The organism is Chryseotalea sanaruensis (assembly GCF_003990915.1).
Taxonomy (GTDB): domain Bacteria; phylum Bacteroidota; class Bacteroidia; order Cytophagales; family Cyclobacteriaceae; genus Chryseotalea; species Chryseotalea sanaruensis.
The window spans coordinates 377,334-394,104 of sequence record NZ_BHXQ01000001.1 but is presented as its reverse complement, the minus strand read 5'-3'; the positions used below and the strand labels follow the sequence as shown (position 1 = coordinate 394,104).

At 37.9% G+C, this 16,771-nt stretch carries 17 protein-coding genes; 6 read left to right on the top strand and 11 right to left on the bottom strand.

Annotated elements, in window-relative coordinates; all coding sequences use genetic code 11:
• Window positions 1-91: 91 nt before the first annotated feature.
• Window positions 92-1,135 (top strand): Gfo/Idh/MocA family oxidoreductase, encoded by a 1,044-nt coding sequence (locus tag SanaruYs_RS01565; RefSeq protein WP_127120751.1) that lies wholly within the window; start codon window positions 92-94, stop codon window positions 1,133-1,135.
• A 98-nt stretch (window positions 1,136-1,233) separates the two neighbouring features.
• On the opposite strand, the gene SanaruYs_RS01560 is transcribed toward SanaruYs_RS01565, so the two are convergent.
• Entirely contained in the window at window positions 1,234-2,178 is a 945-nt protein-coding gene (locus tag SanaruYs_RS01560) for a YeiH family protein (protein WP_127120750.1), read from the bottom strand.
• 109 nt (window positions 2,179-2,287) lie between these two features.
• Window positions 2,288-2,491 (bottom strand): hypothetical protein, encoded by a 204-nt coding sequence (locus tag SanaruYs_RS01555; RefSeq protein WP_127120749.1) that lies wholly within the window; start codon window positions 2,489-2,491, stop codon window positions 2,288-2,290.
• A 151-nt stretch (window positions 2,492-2,642) separates the two neighbouring features.
• Between SanaruYs_RS01555 and SanaruYs_RS01550 the strand changes: the two genes are divergently transcribed.
• Together SanaruYs_RS01550 and SanaruYs_RS01545 are read left to right on the top strand one after the other, a co-directional pair.
• Window positions 2,643-3,515, top strand: a complete 873-nt coding sequence (locus SanaruYs_RS01550) for a hypothetical protein (RefSeq protein WP_127120748.1) — start codon at window positions 2,643-2,645, stop codon at window positions 3,513-3,515.
• Between the two features lie 123 nt (window positions 3,516-3,638).
• Window positions 3,639-6,110 carry an ABC transporter permease gene (locus SanaruYs_RS01545; RefSeq protein ID WP_127120747.1) on the top strand — a complete coding sequence of 824 codons (2,472 nt, stop codon included), beginning with the start codon at window positions 3,639-3,641 and terminating at the stop codon, window positions 6,108-6,110.
• A gap of 66 nt (window positions 6,111-6,176) precedes the next feature.
• Here the strand turns inward: SanaruYs_RS01545 and SanaruYs_RS01540 are convergent, their stop codons facing one another.
• Together SanaruYs_RS01540 and SanaruYs_RS01535 are read right to left on the bottom strand one after the other, a co-directional pair.
• Window positions 6,177-6,635 carry a DUF6265 family protein gene (locus SanaruYs_RS01540; RefSeq protein ID WP_127120746.1) on the bottom strand — a complete coding sequence of 153 codons (459 nt, stop codon included), beginning with the start codon at window positions 6,633-6,635 and terminating at the stop codon, window positions 6,177-6,179.
• Window positions 6,636-6,711: 76 nt separating this feature from the next.
• Window positions 6,712-7,527: a helix-turn-helix transcriptional regulator gene (locus SanaruYs_RS01535; protein WP_127120745.1), complete on the bottom strand. Its 816-nt coding sequence runs from the start codon at window positions 7,525-7,527 to the stop codon at window positions 6,712-6,714.
• 349 nt (window positions 7,528-7,876) lie between these two features.
• On the opposite strand from SanaruYs_RS01535, the gene SanaruYs_RS01530 reads away from it, so the two are divergent.
• Window positions 7,877-9,082: a hypothetical protein gene (locus SanaruYs_RS01530; protein ID WP_127120744.1), complete on the top strand. Its 1,206-nt coding sequence runs from the start codon at window positions 7,877-7,879 to the stop codon at window positions 9,080-9,082.
• An 80-nt stretch (window positions 9,083-9,162) separates the two neighbouring features.
• Here SanaruYs_RS01530 and SanaruYs_RS20490 read toward each other — a convergent pair whose 3' ends face one another.
• The 4 genes from SanaruYs_RS20490 to SanaruYs_RS01510 form a co-directional block, all read right to left on the bottom strand.
• Window positions 9,163-9,339: a DUF1731 domain-containing protein gene (locus SanaruYs_RS20490; RefSeq protein WP_370684878.1), complete on the bottom strand. Its 177-nt coding sequence runs from the start codon at window positions 9,337-9,339 to the stop codon at window positions 9,163-9,165.
• A 121-nt stretch (window positions 9,340-9,460) separates the two neighbouring features.
• On the bottom strand, window positions 9,461-10,426 hold the full coding sequence (locus SanaruYs_RS01520; protein ID WP_127120743.1) for a PD40 domain-containing protein: 966 nt from the start codon (window positions 10,424-10,426) through the stop codon (window positions 9,461-9,463).
• Between the two features lie 25 nt (window positions 10,427-10,451).
• Window positions 10,452-11,141 (bottom strand): SGNH/GDSL hydrolase family protein, encoded by a 690-nt coding sequence (locus SanaruYs_RS01515; RefSeq protein WP_127120742.1) that lies wholly within the window; start codon window positions 11,139-11,141, stop codon window positions 10,452-10,454.
• Window positions 11,142-11,148: 7 nt separating this feature from the next.
• Entirely contained in the window at window positions 11,149-11,724 is a 576-nt protein-coding gene (locus SanaruYs_RS01510; RefSeq protein WP_127120741.1) for a hypothetical protein, read from the bottom strand.
• Between the two features lie 168 nt (window positions 11,725-11,892).
• On the opposite strand from SanaruYs_RS01510, the gene SanaruYs_RS01505 reads away from it, so the two are divergent.
• Window positions 11,893-12,948: a sensor histidine kinase gene (locus SanaruYs_RS01505; protein ID WP_127120740.1), complete on the top strand. Its 1,056-nt coding sequence runs from the start codon at window positions 11,893-11,895 to the stop codon at window positions 12,946-12,948.
• Window positions 12,945-13,643 carry a LytR/AlgR family response regulator transcription factor gene (locus SanaruYs_RS01500; RefSeq protein ID WP_127120739.1) on the top strand — a complete coding sequence of 233 codons (699 nt, stop codon included), beginning with the start codon at window positions 12,945-12,947 and terminating at the stop codon, window positions 13,641-13,643. The genes SanaruYs_RS01505 and SanaruYs_RS01500 overlap by 4 nt, the downstream gene beginning before the upstream one ends.
• On the opposite strand, the gene SanaruYs_RS01495 is transcribed toward SanaruYs_RS01500, so the two are convergent.
• From SanaruYs_RS01495 to SanaruYs_RS01485, 3 genes are read right to left on the bottom strand one after another with little or no spacing between them, the layout of a single operon-like run.
• On the bottom strand, window positions 13,640-15,688 hold the full coding sequence (locus SanaruYs_RS01495) for a HelD family protein (RefSeq protein WP_127120738.1): 2,049 nt from the start codon (window positions 15,686-15,688) through the stop codon (window positions 13,640-13,642). The two genes, SanaruYs_RS01500 and SanaruYs_RS01495, sit on opposite strands and share 4 nt — an antisense overlap.
• Before the next feature lie 54 nt (window positions 15,689-15,742).
• Window positions 15,743-16,261 (bottom strand): hypothetical protein, encoded by a 519-nt coding sequence (locus SanaruYs_RS01490; RefSeq protein WP_127120737.1) that lies wholly within the window; start codon window positions 16,259-16,261, stop codon window positions 15,743-15,745.
• 2 nt (window positions 16,262-16,263) lie between these two features.
• The gene (locus SanaruYs_RS01485; RefSeq protein WP_127120736.1) at window positions 16,264-16,614 is read right to left on the bottom strand and encodes a hypothetical protein; all 351 of its coding nucleotides are present in this window, start codon (window positions 16,612-16,614) and stop codon (window positions 16,264-16,266) included.
• Window positions 16,615-16,771 lie beyond the last annotated feature (157 nt).

Here is a 16,771-nt window from a genome sequence, read left to right as displayed (position 1 = left end):
TTAAAATTCCAGCAGTTTTTCAAACCAGTGGTATCTAAACAGATTAGCAGATTAATTTTTATAAAAGCTTATAAAGTATGCATCTTTGCTTATGCAGAAAATTAAAACCGCCCTACTCTCCTTTGGCATGTCAGGCAAAGTATTTCATGCGCCCTTTCTGGAAGCACATAGTGGCTTTACCATAGGGGGAGCATGGGAGCGCAGTAAAGAGGAAATAGCCAAGCAATATCCAGATGCGAAACGTTATACATCGCTGGAGGCTATTTTAAATGATCCAAGTATTGAACTCATTATTGTAAACACACCAACTTATACTCATTACGATTATGCTAAACATTCGTTGTTGGCGGGTAAGCATGTTGTAGTAGAAAAAGCTTTTACCACCACCGTTGCGGAAGCGGAAGAATTGAAAAGTATTTCTGAGAAGCAAAATAAGAAGTTGGCGGTTTTTCAAAACAGAAGGTGGGATAGTGATTTTAAAACTGTGCAACAAGTAATTAATGATGGTAAGCTGGGGGAACTGGTTGAAGTAACTTTTTCCTTTGATCGTTTTAATCCTTTGCTTAGTCCGAAACAACATAAAGAAACACCCGGCCCCGGTGCAGGTGTTGTTAACGACTTAGGGCCACACCTGATCGACCAGGCATTAGTTTTATTTGGTATGCCTGAAGCAGTTTTTGCTGACATTGCGATAACGCGTAAACATTCACGTGTTGATGATTATTTTGAAATACTGCTTTACTATCCCCAACATCGTGTCAGGCTTAAGGCAGGTTACTTTGTAAAAGAGAACGGACCGGCTTATATCGTTCATGCACGCAATGGTTCATTTATAAAATCGCGTAGCGATAGACAAGAATCGCGCTTATTGGCTGGAGAAAAACCGACACTGGCTGACTGGGGTGTGGAGCCTGAAACAGAACAAGGCATCTTAAATTATTTGAAAGCAGGAGAAACGGTGCGAGAGAAAATTCCTACTCTTGCTGGCAATTACCTGTCCTTTTACGAAGGCATCCACAGGTCAATTGTACAAAATGAGGCCACGCCAGTAACAGCACAGGACGGCCTTAACGTGATGAAAATTATTGAGGCTGCTTTAAGGAGCAGTGAAGATAAAACAATAATTGATTTATAGATTTCACAAATTATATCAACTACAACCATTGGTATAAGTTAAAACTTTTTCTCTATCCAAATTTAGCAATTGTATATCTCAAGAATATCTTGATAAGATTAAAAACTATTAAAACTACAGCAAGTATAAACCAGTAGTAGAGAACCAATAGCACTGACAATCCAAAGCACAGTACCAAATAATAAAGGCCTCACTCCCATCTCGGTAAACATGGCTTTATTCAAACCTAAGCCAATCAAGAAAAGTACAATAGTGAATAATACTTTTGATACTTGCGTAAATATGGAGGCCGTTGTTTGAAAGAAGGGAATGTAAGAAGACAAGAGTACAGCCAAGAGGAAAAAGCCTATGAAATACGGTATAGTAAATTTTTTCTTATCGCTTTGCATAGCAATAGCTGCTACTGAGGAAACCGGAATAATCCACAACACACGGGTAAGTTTAACCGTTGTCGCCAAGGCCAGGCTTTGATCTCCAAATTGTGAAGCTGCACCAACAACAGAACTGGTGTCATGTATGGCCATGGCTGCCCACCAGGCAAATTGCGAGCCCGACATATCCAACCATTTAGCCACCATCGGAAAAATTAGCAAAGCAATGGCATTCAAAATAAAGACTACACCCATGGCGGTGCTTAGTTCAATATTTTTTGCTTTAACAATTGGTGACATCGCTGCGATTGCGCTACCACCACATATAGCAGTACCTGAGGTGATTAACAGTGCTGTACGCGTGTTAATTTTAAAGACTTTAGCCAGCAGGAAGCCTGCTATCAGTATAACACCTAACATCATCAGGGTAACTACTGCTCCCTCCTGTCCGGTAGCCAATACGTTGTTAACGTTCAATCCAAAGCCAAGTCCTACCACAGCAATTTTTAAGAGTGGGCCATGAAACTTTGCCAGACTTTCCCGACTAAAAGGAGAGTTTAACAAAAAGCTAAAAAGTAAACCTGTTGCCAGTCCCCAAATGGGTGAAGCCATGCTGATCACTAAAATAATTAGAATGATAAAGAAGCTTATTTTGAGGTAATACTTGCCCATGACAGCAGCTAACGTACAGACTTCCTAATGGTTGGTAGGATTTTAATCCTTGACGTCCAAAAGTTGTTAAAATGTGTTAACCTTTCATTAGGCACCAAATGATACAAAGTCAATTTGTATCATTTAGTTTCTGAAGCATTTCAATCAACTCCTTCCCCGAAGAATTTTTGTTGATGACTTTATCTTCTAATTCATATCCTGAATGCTCGGCATTTTGAACGACATCTTGATTTTTTCTGATTCTTATCCCATTTGTCTCGTCTTGATAGACGAACAAAATGGAAAAACGTTCAATTATATTTTTTATCTGCATAACAAGAAAGGTTATAGATAAGGTCTTAAAAGTAAACTTTTAGCCTCTCCCTAATTCAACCCATTACCAATAAAATATAATCATTGGTTCTGTTTTTATAAGAAAAGGATCAATTCTGCACATGTTGGAATAAATATAATAAATTACTTCTATGATAAGGCTATTGAAACACACTGCGTTATTTATCACGCTATTCTTAAGTTATTCATGTGCAGTAAAAGATAAAAAAAATGAAGATAACACGACTATAACTTCAGACACTACTATAGGAACTTCTATTAATTATTCTGAAATAGTTGCTGATAAGGATACAGTTGTAATGGAAGTCGATCTCTTTGGGGCTGATTCGATTTTCTACCAACTTATTACCGAAAAATCAAAGCAAAAAGGTGCTTTTGCAAAGATGCTTATTGTTACAGATGGTATTGTAAGTGTTGGGACTGACCAAGATAGTTTGCTTGTAGTGTTGCTTCAGACGGGCACAGGAAGTTATGGGGGTATAAAAAACGATGCGTTACCATTTGAAACGATCTATTCAACCCTTGCACTCCTTAAATTTGAAAATAATACCTATAAATTAGTTGATCATATGGAATTGTCTGAAAGTGGTGGTCAAGGACTTTATTACAATGAAGTATTCTGCTCGACTATCCGGATTGCAAATGATAGAGATGCAGTGGTTATGCACGAAATCGACTCTGAGGAAGGTGCTGGTGATTCAGGTCACAAATATCACACTGCCAAGCTTTTTATTAGTAGCAATCATGAACTAACAGAAATACTGTCTTATCCTGTCAGTCACTATCAATTTTCCAGTGATGAAGTTGAATCTTTTTATGAAATAAACATTGAAACTATAATTACTTTACAAAAGTCTGAGGGACTTTTAAAAAGCATTCTTTTTTCATCTCCGGAAATGTATCCAGAAGTATACTATAAAGACCTGGATTTTAAAGGTGGCAATCAATTGTTCAAGTGGGATGGAAAAAAGTACATTTTACACGAAGATTACGGTAATTTTTAACACTGTCATATCCCATTAACGGACATCTCACACCAACAACGAACAACTAAAGTAGCCAAAATTTCATTCCTGGCCGTATTTTGGTTTGGTACAAATTTCGCCTATTAAAGCAAAAACCAAATCATGTCAGGCAACTTCATACTCTTGTTTATTCGCAACCTCAAAAGGCAAAGACTCTTCTCTACAATCAACTTACTAGGCCTTACCGTAAGCATGGTCAGTACAGTGCTAATTTATCTTTATGTACAACATGAGCTCAGCCACGATCGCTTTCACCATGATGTAGAACGCATCTACCGCGTAAACCAGACTTTTATCTGGGGTGAAAACAATAAGGATCAATTTGCATCTACCGGACCTGGTGTGGCATATGCACTCAAACAAGAACTTCCAGAAATAGAACTTATCACCAGTATTCATACACCTGGTAATTTTATCATGTCTTACTCAAACCCTGCAGGAGAAGTACTTGCTTTTGAAGAAGACAGGGTTTTAGCTGCTGACTCAAACTTTTTCTCCATGTTTAATTTTTCCTTATTGACAGGAGATGCGTCCACAGTATTTGATCAGGCCAATACCATGGTGATGACCGCTTCTTGTGCTAAAAAATACTTTGGAGAAGCAGACCCAATAGGAAAACTCGTTCGTGTTGGAGGCATTAATGGTGAGGAGCAAAAAACATATGAGATCACGGGGGTTGTTGCGGACACACCTGATAATTCTTACATAGAATTTGATGTGATATTATCCATGAAAAGCTTTCCTGCAGTTGAACGCTTTTACTGGAGCTGGGTATGGACACAACTAGAAACCTACGTGCGCTTAGAGCCTCAAGTTGATGTTGAAAACGTAAAGAAAAAATTACTCGACATACCTCGTAAACATCTTGGGCAAACCATGAGCATAGCTTTTAACATGACTTATGATGAATATATCAAGTCAGGTAAAAAGTGGGAACTATTTCTTCAACCCATGACCAGCATTCATTTGCCGGAACAAACGGTAATTAACCGCTTGAATGATTCTGGAAATCGCACTGTCATTTATACATTCACCGGAGCTGCCATCTTTATAGTTCTTTTGTCTTGTGTCAATTTCATGAACCTGTCTACTGCACAATTTACACGTAGGGTGAAAGAAGCAAGCATACGAAAAATACTTGGGTTGGGTAAAGGCCATCTAAGTCTTCAATACTTTGCAGAAGCATTTATTTTTTGCATAGTTGCATTAGTTATTGCCCTCGCACTAACGCAATTACTACTCCCCTTATTTAATATCATCACTGATAAACGACTTGAACTTGATTTGTTGAATAATTTATCGCTGGTGTCGGGCATGGTAGGTCTTGTTGTACTCATGACCTTAATTTCAGGCAGCTATCCTGCCCTATTCTTAAGTTCCTTTAACCCGGTAGTAGCCATGAAAGGAAAGTTAAAGGTGGGGCGTGAAGGAAAATTTTTCCGAAATAGCCTGGTTATTTTTCAGTTCAGTGTTTCCATTATTCTCATTATCTGTACAGCCATTGTATTTCAGCAACTCAACTTTGTTGCCGATAAAAATCTGGGTTTCAATAGAGAAAATGTGTTGGTTATTGAACACATAGAAGCCTTAAGCGATGCTGAAAGTTTTACCCAGGCAAGCATGAACATTAGCGGTGTAGCCGATGCTACCTGGTGCAATTCGGTGCCGCCAGGTATTTGGGGTGGAGATACCTTTGGTGTAGAGGGAAATAGTGAGTTAAGAATTCCTATCAACTTTACCGCGGCTGATGAGCATTACCTGACCACACTCGGTATTAAATTAAAATTTGGCAGAAACTTCTCAAAGGATGTTCCTGCTGATGTAAACCGTATTATCCTTAATGAATCAGCTATTAAAAAAATAGGTTGGCCCTTAAATGAATCTGTGATTGGTAAACGTATTTACTACGGCAATGAGACTTTTGAAATAGTCGGTATTGTGGCAGATTATAATTACTGGTCGCTGGCCAACCCCATTGAACCCATGGCCATCTTCCATATTAAAACCAAACAAATATATCCAGAAAAACGTCAACGACTTGCGCTGCGTATTAACGCACAAGATGCCAAAGCCTGGGAACAAAGTATAGCTGAAATGCAAAGTCTTTGGAAAACGCGTGCAGGAGATACACCTTTTCAGTACTTCTTTATTGATCAGGCATTTGCAGAAACCTTTCGTTCGCAACAGCAATTTGGGAAAGTACTTATTGTTATGGCCTCTCTTGCCATCTTAATTGCCAGTCTTGGTTTACTAGGCATGATCATTTATGCATTAGAGCAAAGAACTAAAGAGATTGGTATTCGAAAGGTTTCCGGAGCTTCTGTTTTCGATATCCTGAGTTTAATTTCGAGATCTTATACAACCCTCATCAGCATTGCTTTTGTGTTTGGCGCTCCCATCTCATATTTTTTAATGGATAAATGGCTTGAGAGCTTCGCCTACAAGATTCAACCTTCAGCATGGATTTTTGCAGGTGCCGGTGTCGGTACTTTTGCTGTGGCTACTATCATTACCTCGTATCACGCCATCAAAGCTGCAAGACAAAATCCGATTGAAGTATTAAAGGACGAATAGTGTGTGGAGTGTAAAAGCTAAGATCTAAATAAAAGTGTTCATAAAATCTTAACTGACACGGGTAAATCATTCAAGCGAAAAGTCGAAATTTTGCTTGGCATATTTGCCTTTGTTTAAACCTTCAATGCTGGCAAAGAGCCGATTTTTAATGCGCCTGTAGGCAATACGTTGTGGAAAATCATGGTCAGGGTTTGTGCAGATAAACTCAGACCTACCTACAAACTGTACTTTAAAGGTGACTGGTTTGCTATTATTCTGCCCTATTACTGTTGGAATATAGTACCAGCTCCCCTTTCTAAGTACGAGTAGGATTGCCTCTTGAGGCAAGGTATCATTACTTGGTTTTACGAAGAAACTGCGCCCACAATAAGTACTATCATTTAACAAATCCCATTGCTCAACTACATACCCTTGACCTGTATTAATTTTCCAGGTACCAGTAAGCCACTTAAAGGCCTCTGTTGTTTGTGCATGCGTCTGCATAGCAAACAAAAAAATGGTTAAGCTTAAAATAATCTTCTTCATTGTTTGATGAGGTTATAATATTGATAAGCTTAAAACTAGCTAATCACATCAAAACAAAATTGTAAAAATGCGACCTCTATGCTCCCTGAATAAACAAAGAAGACATTTTAAGACTATCGGCATAAAACTGCTTGGGCGTCATTCCGGTAAACTCTTTAAAGTCTTTAATAAAATGTGCCTGATCGAAGTAGCCATTTTCAACAGCCAATGAGGCTAGATTATTAAACTGCTTTTGCTCAAGGTTTTTCAAAGTGTGTTGTAAGCGAATAATTTTAGCTAACTGCTTGGGACTAAGTCCTACAGTATTGGCGAACCTGCGTTCTAACTGTCTTCGGGAAGTACTTTGCTGTATTGCCAATTGATCTATAGTCAACTGGCCTTTCAAGGATAATAGTGTTTCAACACTGGATGCAGTGATTACATCAATAGTATTTTTATTTTTCAACCGATTCAACAGAAAGCTCTCGAGTATTGTAATTCTTTCTTGATATGTTGGAGCGCTGACTACTGCTTTCTCAAGTGCTTCCCCCTCTTGTCCATACAATTCAGTTAAAGCCACCGCACGATTCTCCATTGCAGATATTGGTATAGTACTAAATGGAATAAAACCATCAGGACAAAAACGCACTGCAAAAATACCGGTAACACCAGTCGCTGCTATCTCTAACTGCCTTGTTAATTGTCCGAAAACAAAGCTTCGGGGTTGAAGAAAACTACTGCCATTATCTGAAAATTGTTTGTATTGATCGCCATAATGAATGATCATTTCCATACAGCCATCAGCAACAATGCGTTGATGATCTGGATTATCTTCTTGCGGAGCATCAAGGATCCAATAACATTTAACAAAATCAGATAATGATTCGGATGGAAGATAAGTCTGATAATCCATAATTTATTTTACCGAAACTACTATTTCGGATTGGGATAATCAATACTCTTTGAGGTTGGAGGTTCGATGTTAAAGGTTAGAAGCAAGAAGTTAGAAATAGGAAATTAGAAATAGGAAATAGCTTCTTATATCCCTTAAAATGAGATGCTAATCTAACTACCATAAACTAACAACCAACTACGAAAAACGAACAACCAATAACCAACAACGAAAAATGCCCCCAGACACACCAGTAGGCCCTTAACGCAATTCTAATCTCATTTTAATCCCTTTAAACCCCGCAAATTCAAACTTATATTTCTTTGGCTCGTTCTTTGTAATAATCACAATACATTAAACAACAAATGCTATGAAAACGCTTAAGTTAAAAATGCTGTCGTTGTTTTTCCTCATGAGTGGAGGGCTCGCAGTTATCGGTCAAAGTTATCAATCGGAAGTTCCCGGTGATGATTTCAGTCTTGAAGGTGCGCTCGAACTTTTTAAAAAATCCAGCTCACCGGAAGAATTTGAACGCTTGCTTAATTCGGCTGACGCCAGAGTAAATAATTTGGATTTAAATGGTGATGGACAAATTGATTATATCCGAGTAATAGATAAAAATCGTGGTAACGTACATGCGTTCATTTTGCAAGCCGTTATTTCTGAAAACGAAGGTCAGGATATAGCCGTAATTGAATTGGAAAAACTTGCCAATGGAAAAGCAGTACTCCAAATTACGGGTGACGAAGATATATATGGTATTGAAACCATTATAGAACCAACTGAAGAAGTAAGAATAAATGCAGGCACAATGTCAACACGTACAGTAGTTAACGTTTGGGCATGGCCATCGGTACAATATGTTTACAGTCCTTATTATACAGTGTGGATTTCACCGTGGCACTGGCGTATAAGACCTGTTTGGTGGAGCAGTTGGGGACCTGTATCCTACTACGATTACTATAGCTACTGGCATCCTTACAGAAACTATTATTCACATTGTCATACACATCGTGTTGCTTATGCGCGTGATTTGTATCGCCCACATAGAACAACCTCTGTAGTGGTACACAACAGGCATCACGACCGGGTTGTACAGTATAGAAGTTCGAGACAGGCTAACGAGCGTAACTATAGCAATAACAGTCGTTCAGATAAAAGTGGTTATGCCAACAGTGGAACACGCACACTAAATACGAACGATAAGCAGAGGACTAATTCGAGGAGCCTTAGTACTACAAACAATAACGAGTACAAAACCAGGGATGAAAAACAACAGTACAGACCAGCTGTGGGTACCAAGAGTAAGAAGAAACAAAGCTTTGAAAGAAGAGAAGTTGGTAAGTCGAGTTCTCCAACTTTTAACAGAAGCACTAGCGAAAAAAGTAAACAGCAGAGTGCACCACGCAGTATTAGTCCACAACAAAAGAATAGCAGCTCTTACCAACGCTCAGGATCGAGTAACGTAAGTAAAAGTAGTGCACCCCGCCAGATAAAAACAAATACAGGCGGTGCATCATCAAAACCTACTTTTAAAAGATCAGACAGTGGATCGAGTAGTAAGAAGAAAAACTAATAAAACGAAAGAGACAGATAAAATCTGTCTCTTTTTTCTTTTAAGAACTTCCTAATTAAAATAAGTTATTTTTTATCTCTCTACTGATCCAAATCTCTTAACAGTTGCTTCATTTGCGGAAACTTAAAAGCAAATCCTTCATTTAATAAGCGTGTTGGAACTACTCTCCTGCTTTTCATAATTAACTCCGTTTCGGTATTGATGACTAGTGACGCTATCCTAGAATATATAACACGGGTTGATGGACCAACGATCAAAAATCGGAGTAAAACTGAAGATTTTATAAAACTAAAAAGCCACCCCGAACTAACGAGGTGGCTAAAGGTATTATCGCCTCAAGCAAGATTATTTACCTAAACCAAACCTATGCCTTCTGCGCTACCTTTCTTTTTTAACTAAAAGCTTTAATAAACTGGAAAAATCAATCCAGTAGATGTTGCCTGTGCCATTTTGTACTTGTGTGCATGAATTAACAATGTCCTGATAAGAAGCAGGTTGTTGACTAAAATCTATGGGTAGGCTATGTCTGTCGCTTGTTATAAATAATGACTTCCCATCGGGAGAAACATAAGGACAATAGTCTAATTGCTTAGAGTTAATGCTTTTCAAGTTAACAGCTGTCATCCACTGACCTTTGTCATTTTTACGACTTATGTATAAATCGCCCCCGCCTGTATCGTCTTTTCTACCATAAGAAGTAAAAATAATGTATTGCTCTGCAGGATCAACGAAAGCATTGAACTCATAGAACTTTGTATTAACTGCTGTATCTAAGGGCACCGGTTTTTGATAAGTATTGTCTTTAAAAATTGCTTGGTAAATATCTTCCCTTCCAGGTCCATCCTTGTATGAAGCGGTGAAGTATAAATTTCCATTCTTGGCCACGGATGGATAAAACTCGTCAGTTGTTGTATTGACTACATTGCCAAGGTTTATTGGCTCAGACCAATTTTCACCCTGTCTCATTACTTTCCAAATATCAAAATCTTTGATCTCTGTACCATTAAGTGGACGGTTGGAAGCGAAGTAAAGTGTTTTGCCATCTGCACTGAAGGCAGGCTCAAGGTCGCTATACCGGCCTGCAAAAGAAGCCACAGTAGGTTTTGTCCATTCTCCTTTAATTTTCTTACTAAAAACAATCGTCTGGAAAGTGGATTTAGGTGTGGAAACGGTATAGTAGATTTCCATTCCGTCTGGCGAAATTGCAAAGTCGCGTTCGTTAATGGCCGTTGAAATAAAACCCTCTCCAAAAAGTTTAAGCTCGGTTGGAGGAGATGAAAAATTGATAACCTGTGCTTGTATTGAGTATGAACAAAGAAATAATATAACAGTGAGTTGCTTCATAAAAATTTGATTGATCGATAACCTATCAATTACTAAATATTGTATTATAAATCATCTGAGCTGCAATTTGACTACCATTGATGGATGGGTGAAATCCATCCGCTCCATAGTAACTAAAATCCTGTGTGGAGTCAATGTAAGACTTCCACGCCTCACCCACAGGGCACAGCATAGACTCGGTTTGTACAGACGCATCGCGGTAGTTTTGTATTACTCCAGCAAAGGTCTGATAGTTGGCACGAGAAGGCCACACCATGAAGAAAACAAGTCTTGCTCCTTTTTCATCACAAACTATTTTAAACCTGTCTCCATAATCAAACAGCATATCTCTTCCTTCTTGCTGAGATGAAGGCCCTTGCTGAATAATTACGTAATTAAAGTATTTTTCATTCATTAGTTTCTGAAATTTCTCATCACGCCAATGATCTTCCAGGGCATAGTTGGGGTACGCCAGCATTTCTGTTTCAATTTTTATGTCGTTGTTAACTCCGATGGCCTGTACCATAGCAGGAAGGTTATTCGTGTAGGTGAGACTATTACCTACAAATAATATACGTACAATAGGCTCTGCATATGTGCTGTCGTTACCAAAATGACCAGACTCAGAAACACGTGAGCTGCTCTCCTTTTGTTCCGGTACTGCCGCTTCTTTGGCACAGGCTATCTGCATTAGCATGATAATTGACCATAGGAAAAAAAAATTCTTTCGTTTCATAAATACTTCATTTTAGACTAATCATTTTTTGAGTTTCATCAGCCAATTCATTGATGTCCTTCATAATACTGGCTCTGTTCTTTGAAAAACCAATAAAGCGCTCAAACAAGAATAGGTTCTGTTTTCCTTGACTCTCCTTTGGCTCAGCTGCAAGATATTGTAAGGCAATATTTGTCATGTGTACTTCAGCTTGTTCTAACATCTTAATTCGCTTATAGAGTTTTAACAGTTGTTCGTGTAACCGAAAATCGACTATATCACTATTTCTGGTAGCTATGGCATATTCTATGACAGAATAATTATACTGTGGCTGCAAATAATAATATTGATTAAACTCTCCGACAATATTCAAATTCAACAGACTATCCCATTTCTTGCTATTATTTTCCTGATACTTTGCCATTGAAGGAAAGTAATACACGATTTCACTAATTTCTTGCTGCAGACTTCTCATCACTTTTTCTCTCTCAGCGGATTCCTTATTGTTTTCACTCCATCCATTTAATAAAAAGGCAACCGAAACACCAGTAATCACAATAAGTAAATCAAGAATAGGTTTCAGTGTCACCAATAAATTTGGCATAGGATTGAGCTTTTAATCTGATACTAAACTATCTTTTTGTATAGAACTAAGCCAAATGCTTAAACCGAATACGCATATTTGTCAACAGAAAGTATTTTTCTGTCAACTAAAAGAATTTCCGATGCTGTTAAAATTCTGTGTGATTGCCTTACTTTTGCCTCCTGTATAATGAAAAAGATATCGAATCATCTACTCTTCTGGCTGGCATATATAGTTTTTAAGGCTTACCTGAATATTTCTTCTGATAGCATAGATTTTGTTTTCGATACAAAGGAGGTCTGGATACGCTTTGGTCAATTACTCCTCGTTCAAGTGGCTTTTCTCAGCATAAAAATACCTTTCATCTATTCAAGCTTTTATTTGTTGAATAGATACCTTGAAGACAATACATGGTTTATTAAGTCCTTGCTTTCATTTGTATTCAGCTTTTTTCTCGCTGTTGTATTAATGTCAGTGATTAACCATAATCTTATTTTACCTATTATTCTTCAATACAAGGGAGAGTTAGGTTCAGTATTTAATCCAGGCAGTTTATTATACCATGCATTTAGTCTTGCTTTTATTACTGGAATTGCTCTGGCTATTAAATTAATTCGTATTCAGTCACGTAAGCGATTACACGAACTATCGCTTGAAAAAGAAAGGGTTAATACAGAACTGAAATATTTGAAAGCACAACTTAATCCGCACTTCCTTTTTAATACCCTAAACAACATTTATTCACTTGCCCGAAAGCAATCTGCTCATACACCTGAGGCTATTCTTAAGCTATCAAAACTCATGCGTTTTATGCTTTATGAGGCCAGTAAAAGTGACATATTGCTAACCGAAGAGATCAGGATGATTGAAGATTACATCAGTCTTGAAAGACTTCGTTATACTGATCGCGTTAGCATTACATTTCATAATGTAGTTGATGACCCTGCACAGCGCATTGCACCACTACTGCTTATTCACTTTGTTGAAAATGCCTTTAAACACGGTCTTAGTGAGTCTCGTAGTGATGCTTTTATAAAAATTGATGTTACACTTAAAAATGGTTTACTCGAGGCTAGCATAGCCAACAGTAAGGCAGATAAAATTACTAAAGATGAAAGCACAAGTTCCATCGGGCTTGAAAATATAAAACGTCAATTACAATTAATCTATCCAACGCATAAATTGATCATTAAGGATGAAGCTACTATATTTAGCGTAGAACTTAGTTTACCTCTGAGCAAATGACAATACGATGTCTAATTGTTGAAGATGAACCACTGGCAGCAGATATCTTGAAAGATTATATTGCCAAAATTACTCATTTGAAATTAGTGGCTGTTTGTTCAGATGCTTTTCAGGCAATGGAATACCTGAACTCTCAGCGTATTGATTTACTCTTACTGGATATTCACCTGCCAGGATTAAAGGGACTGGACTTTCTTAAAACATTAAAAAATCCGCCAGCTGTAATTCTTACAACGGCCTACCATGAATATGCTTTACAAGGATATGAGTTCAGTGTAAAGGATTACCTGCTTAAGCCCATAGAATTCACTCGTTTTGTTGAAGCCATTAATAAGGTAAGTATTTCCAAAACTGATCATTTGGACAAAGGAGTTATTACTATTTATGCAGATAAAAAAAACTGTATCATTGCACTTGATGACATAACATATATAGAAAGTCAAAAGGAATATATTAATGTTAATACCCTATCAGGTTGCTACACATCAAAGTACGCTTTAAGTAAAATAGAAGAAGAACTTGATCCACGTAAGTTTTGGCGTATACATCGGTCTTTCCTTATCGCTATCTCTAAAATTCAATCGTACAACGCGCAAGAGATTACCATTAAGGATAAAAGCATTCCAATAGGTGGTAATTACAGAGAAGAGATACTTGAGAAGTTGAAGCAACTCTTTGGTACCACACAGCACTAAACCGTCAATAGTTTTGATGGCGCTTCACTGTGGGTTAACATTAGTTTATGCATTGCCCTGGTGCAAGCAATATATAGCATACTCCTGTCTACCATCGACTGGTAATTGCGTTCTGATACAAAAGGTACTATTACCTGATCAAACTCAAGTCCTTTAGCCAAATGCACAGTAGTAACAACAACCCCTTCCTTAAATGATGTGCTATCGGGTGTGAGCAAATGGAAACTACCCTGCACCAAATGATTAGCCACAAACTTGGCTTGTGATAAGGTTTTACAAATAATACCTAAGGAACGATGTCCTGTGCTTTTAAATGATGAAATGTATTCTCTTATAAAAGCAGTTTCCTCTGTGTTTGAATTGAATCCTTTTACAGTTGGGGCTTCACCATGTCGCTCCATGGCAATTAAATCAGCATTAGGTAAAATACTTAGCGCAAAGTGAGTAATTTCATAAGTAGAGCGATAACTTCTTAAAAGTTTAACGATATCCGCCTGCGGAAATACCTGCTCTATAGTTTCCATTGTAGAAGCGCTGTAGGGATTAACTGCTTGCTTTACGTCACCCAGAATAGTTTTTTTGCATATGAATAAGCGTGACAATACAGAATATTGAACAGGTGTGTAATCCTGCATTTCATCTACAAGCAAATGTTTAACATGATCGTACGTTTGCGCGCCTTCCAGCCTAATCTTGCAATAAATAAGCGGAAATACATCTGCATATTCCAACTGACCATTAGGTGACATTTTAAACATTTCAGGTTTGCCAACCCAAGTATAAAAGTTTTTATAAAGATCGATTACACTGCTCATGGTGAACATGCGCGGAATGGCTTCCCATATTTTAGTCTTATCGTTGCCATTTAGCTTTCGCTGTGTTTCATTGCGCACATATTGTTGTACTTCTTTTACCACTTCATGAAACCGTTTTAGCATAGGCATACGTTGCCATGCCCTGAAGCGTTCCTGAATATAAGGCCCTGGAACCACCATGCCCGATACCCTAATCTCAGTTGCTTTAAAGTAGTTATTCTCAACATGAATGAGGTAACGGTTCAGTTGACTCAAAAACTCAAATGATGATTTGAATTTTATTCTATCAATAAAAGCCTGATCCGGTCTTTCCAGTATTTGTGCTACCTGCTGATGAAAGGGTTGAAAAGGGAATTTATTTTCGAGCACTTCAGTTGCCAGCTCTTCCATACCCATTTCAGGTATATGCTCCTCTCCTAGTTCTGGTAATACGTTAGAGATATAGTCTGAAAATACTTTGTTCGGTGAAACGATCAGAATGTCTTTGGCGGATATGCTATCGCGAAAGCGATACAATAAAAAAGCAATGCGGTGCAAGGCAATAGACGTTTTACCTGAACCTGCTACCCCCTGAATTACCATTACGCTGGCCGTCTCGTTTCGGATTACGGCATTTTGATCGCGTTGAATAGTAGCTACGATATTTTTCATTTTATCGTCAGCTGATTTGCTCAGTTCCTTCTGAAGCACATCATCGTGAATGTTTACTGCATTCTCGATGGTAAACTCCATGATACCTTCACGAATTTTGTACTGACGTTTAAGTGCTATGTTGCCCTTTACCTGACCAGATGGGGTTGCATATGATGCTTCACCTAACTCAAAATCGTAGAACATGGAAGATACAGGTGCGCGCCAATCGTAAATAAGATTTTGTCCTTGCGATTCATCTGTAAAAGTATAAATGCCAATATAGATGGGGTTGCGCTCCTCCTTTTGATTGATAAAGTCTATGCGGCCAAAATATGGAGAAGCACCGAGCTTCATCAGTTTGCGCTTTTTGGCCACTGCCGATTCTCCTGTAAAAGCCATGCGGTTAATAGACTGGCCAGCCGCAACCATATCAGCCTCATCCATTCCCGATTGATTTTCATAGATGTATTCTTTGTTAATCCGAAGTTCATTAGAAAACTGTTTGACGCTTTGGTCGACACTGCGTATGGCTAGCAGCAATTTTTCTTTGATAATTTCGAGGTATTCCCGCTCTTCTTGCTCCGTTTTGTTGATCATGCCTGCTTAAAACTGCAAAGATCGTCAAATTATTAAAAGTGAGGAAATTTCAATTTAAAAAGCCGAAGATGCCAGCCAGACGAGGCCAACGAAACCAAGACTGATCGAAACACCTTTTACAATGCCTATACGTTGCGATCGTTTCAATTTACCATTCATTTTTTCCAAATCATTGGCACAAAGTCTTAACTGCTCATCATAAGTGACAGAAACAGTTTTCAGTTCTTCATAGGATTGCTGAAAGAGTTTGCTTCTCTCTTGTTCTGTTTCAAATTTCTGATGGAGCAGCGTGTATGTAGAGTCGGCTACCTGTTGGTTTTTTAACAAGGTTAACTGAGTTGTAGTGAGCAAGGCTTCGCGTTGCACGTAATAATTAGTAGTTAATATCAGTGCCTTAAATGATTGCTGGCTTAATTGATAGTATGTTTTACCGGTTTTGTTTTGCTTATTAATACTGATCTCAACCTTGTTTGGAAAAGTGATTGCAGCTGTGTCACTCGAAACAGCTAAACCTTGCGCTATACTGAACAAGGGAGAAAGTGTAAATAGTAATATAAATGGTTTAAACTTCATGACTAATTACAATCTAATGTAGTAACTCCGATTTTATGCATTTCATTACAATATGCCAATTGAATAGAATCCAACTTAGACAAATTACTGGCGATGTTCACACGGTTTCTGGCAGATTTTTCGTGCAACACCAATATTGCCTGATCAAGGGATTTCATGTATTGTCGGAGCACACTATCATGTTGGTATAATTTTTTGTCTAAACGAATAGTTTGTTGCTTAAGAGAATCTGCTATTTGAATATGTCTCGCTATTTTATTTTCGTAATCAGTTTTAACAATTACAAAACAATAGACTACAGCCACAAGCAAGGGGCCTATGGCAAGCCAAATCAGGTATTTTCCTTTTTGCATGTACCAAATTAAGCAATGTCAGATTCTTTTCTAATCGGCTAAAGAAAAGTATTAGGTTTAGAACTGAGGTTGATAATAATTGACTCAATTCAAATTTAGTTTTCTATGATCTGGATAAGTGTCATGAGTTAGGAATTGCCAATATTCATTAAGCAAA

What these genes read in the sequence shown, in the direction of transcription:
- SanaruYs_RS01565 (WP_127120751.1), top strand. Translation starts at nt 92, where the DNA reads ATGCAGAAAATTAAAACCGCCCTACTCTCCTTTGGCATGTCAGGCAAA.
- SanaruYs_RS01560 (WP_127120750.1), bottom strand. Translation starts at nt 2,178, where the DNA reads ATGGGCAAGTATTACCTCAAAATAAGCTTCTTTATCATTCTAATTATT.
- SanaruYs_RS01555 (WP_127120749.1), bottom strand. Translation starts at nt 2,491, where the DNA reads ATGCAGATAAAAAATATAATTGAACGTTTTTCCATTTTGTTCGTCTAT.
- SanaruYs_RS01550 (WP_127120748.1), top strand. Translation starts at nt 2,643, where the DNA reads ATGATAAGGCTATTGAAACACACTGCGTTATTTATCACGCTATTCTTA.
- SanaruYs_RS01545 (WP_127120747.1), top strand. Translation starts at nt 3,639, where the DNA reads ATGTCAGGCAACTTCATACTCTTGTTTATTCGCAACCTCAAAAGGCAA.
- SanaruYs_RS01540 (WP_127120746.1), bottom strand. Translation starts at nt 6,635, where the DNA reads ATGAAGAAGATTATTTTAAGCTTAACCATTTTTTTGTTTGCTATGCAG.
- SanaruYs_RS01535 (WP_127120745.1), bottom strand. Translation starts at nt 7,527, where the DNA reads ATGGATTATCAGACTTATCTTCCATCCGAATCATTATCTGATTTTGTT.
- SanaruYs_RS01530 (WP_127120744.1), top strand. Translation starts at nt 7,877, where the DNA reads ATGAAAACGCTTAAGTTAAAAATGCTGTCGTTGTTTTTCCTCATGAGT.
- SanaruYs_RS01520 (WP_127120743.1), bottom strand. Translation starts at nt 10,426, where the DNA reads ATGAAGCAACTCACTGTTATATTATTTCTTTGTTCATACTCAATACAA.
- SanaruYs_RS01515 (WP_127120742.1), bottom strand. Translation starts at nt 11,141, where the DNA reads ATGAAACGAAAGAATTTTTTTTTCCTATGGTCAATTATCATGCTAATG.
- SanaruYs_RS01510 (WP_127120741.1), bottom strand. Translation starts at nt 11,724, where the DNA reads ATGCCAAATTTATTGGTGACACTGAAACCTATTCTTGATTTACTTATT.
- SanaruYs_RS01505 (WP_127120740.1), top strand. Translation starts at nt 11,893, where the DNA reads ATGAAAAAGATATCGAATCATCTACTCTTCTGGCTGGCATATATAGTT.
- SanaruYs_RS01500 (WP_127120739.1), top strand. Translation starts at nt 12,945, where the DNA reads ATGACAATACGATGTCTAATTGTTGAAGATGAACCACTGGCAGCAGAT.
- SanaruYs_RS01495 (WP_127120738.1), bottom strand. Translation starts at nt 15,688, where the DNA reads ATGATCAACAAAACGGAGCAAGAAGAGCGGGAATACCTCGAAATTATC.
- SanaruYs_RS01490 (WP_127120737.1), bottom strand. Translation starts at nt 16,261, where the DNA reads ATGAAGTTTAAACCATTTATATTACTATTTACACTTTCTCCCTTGTTC.
- SanaruYs_RS01485 (WP_127120736.1), bottom strand. Translation starts at nt 16,614, where the DNA reads ATGCAAAAAGGAAAATACCTGATTTGGCTTGCCATAGGCCCCTTGCTT.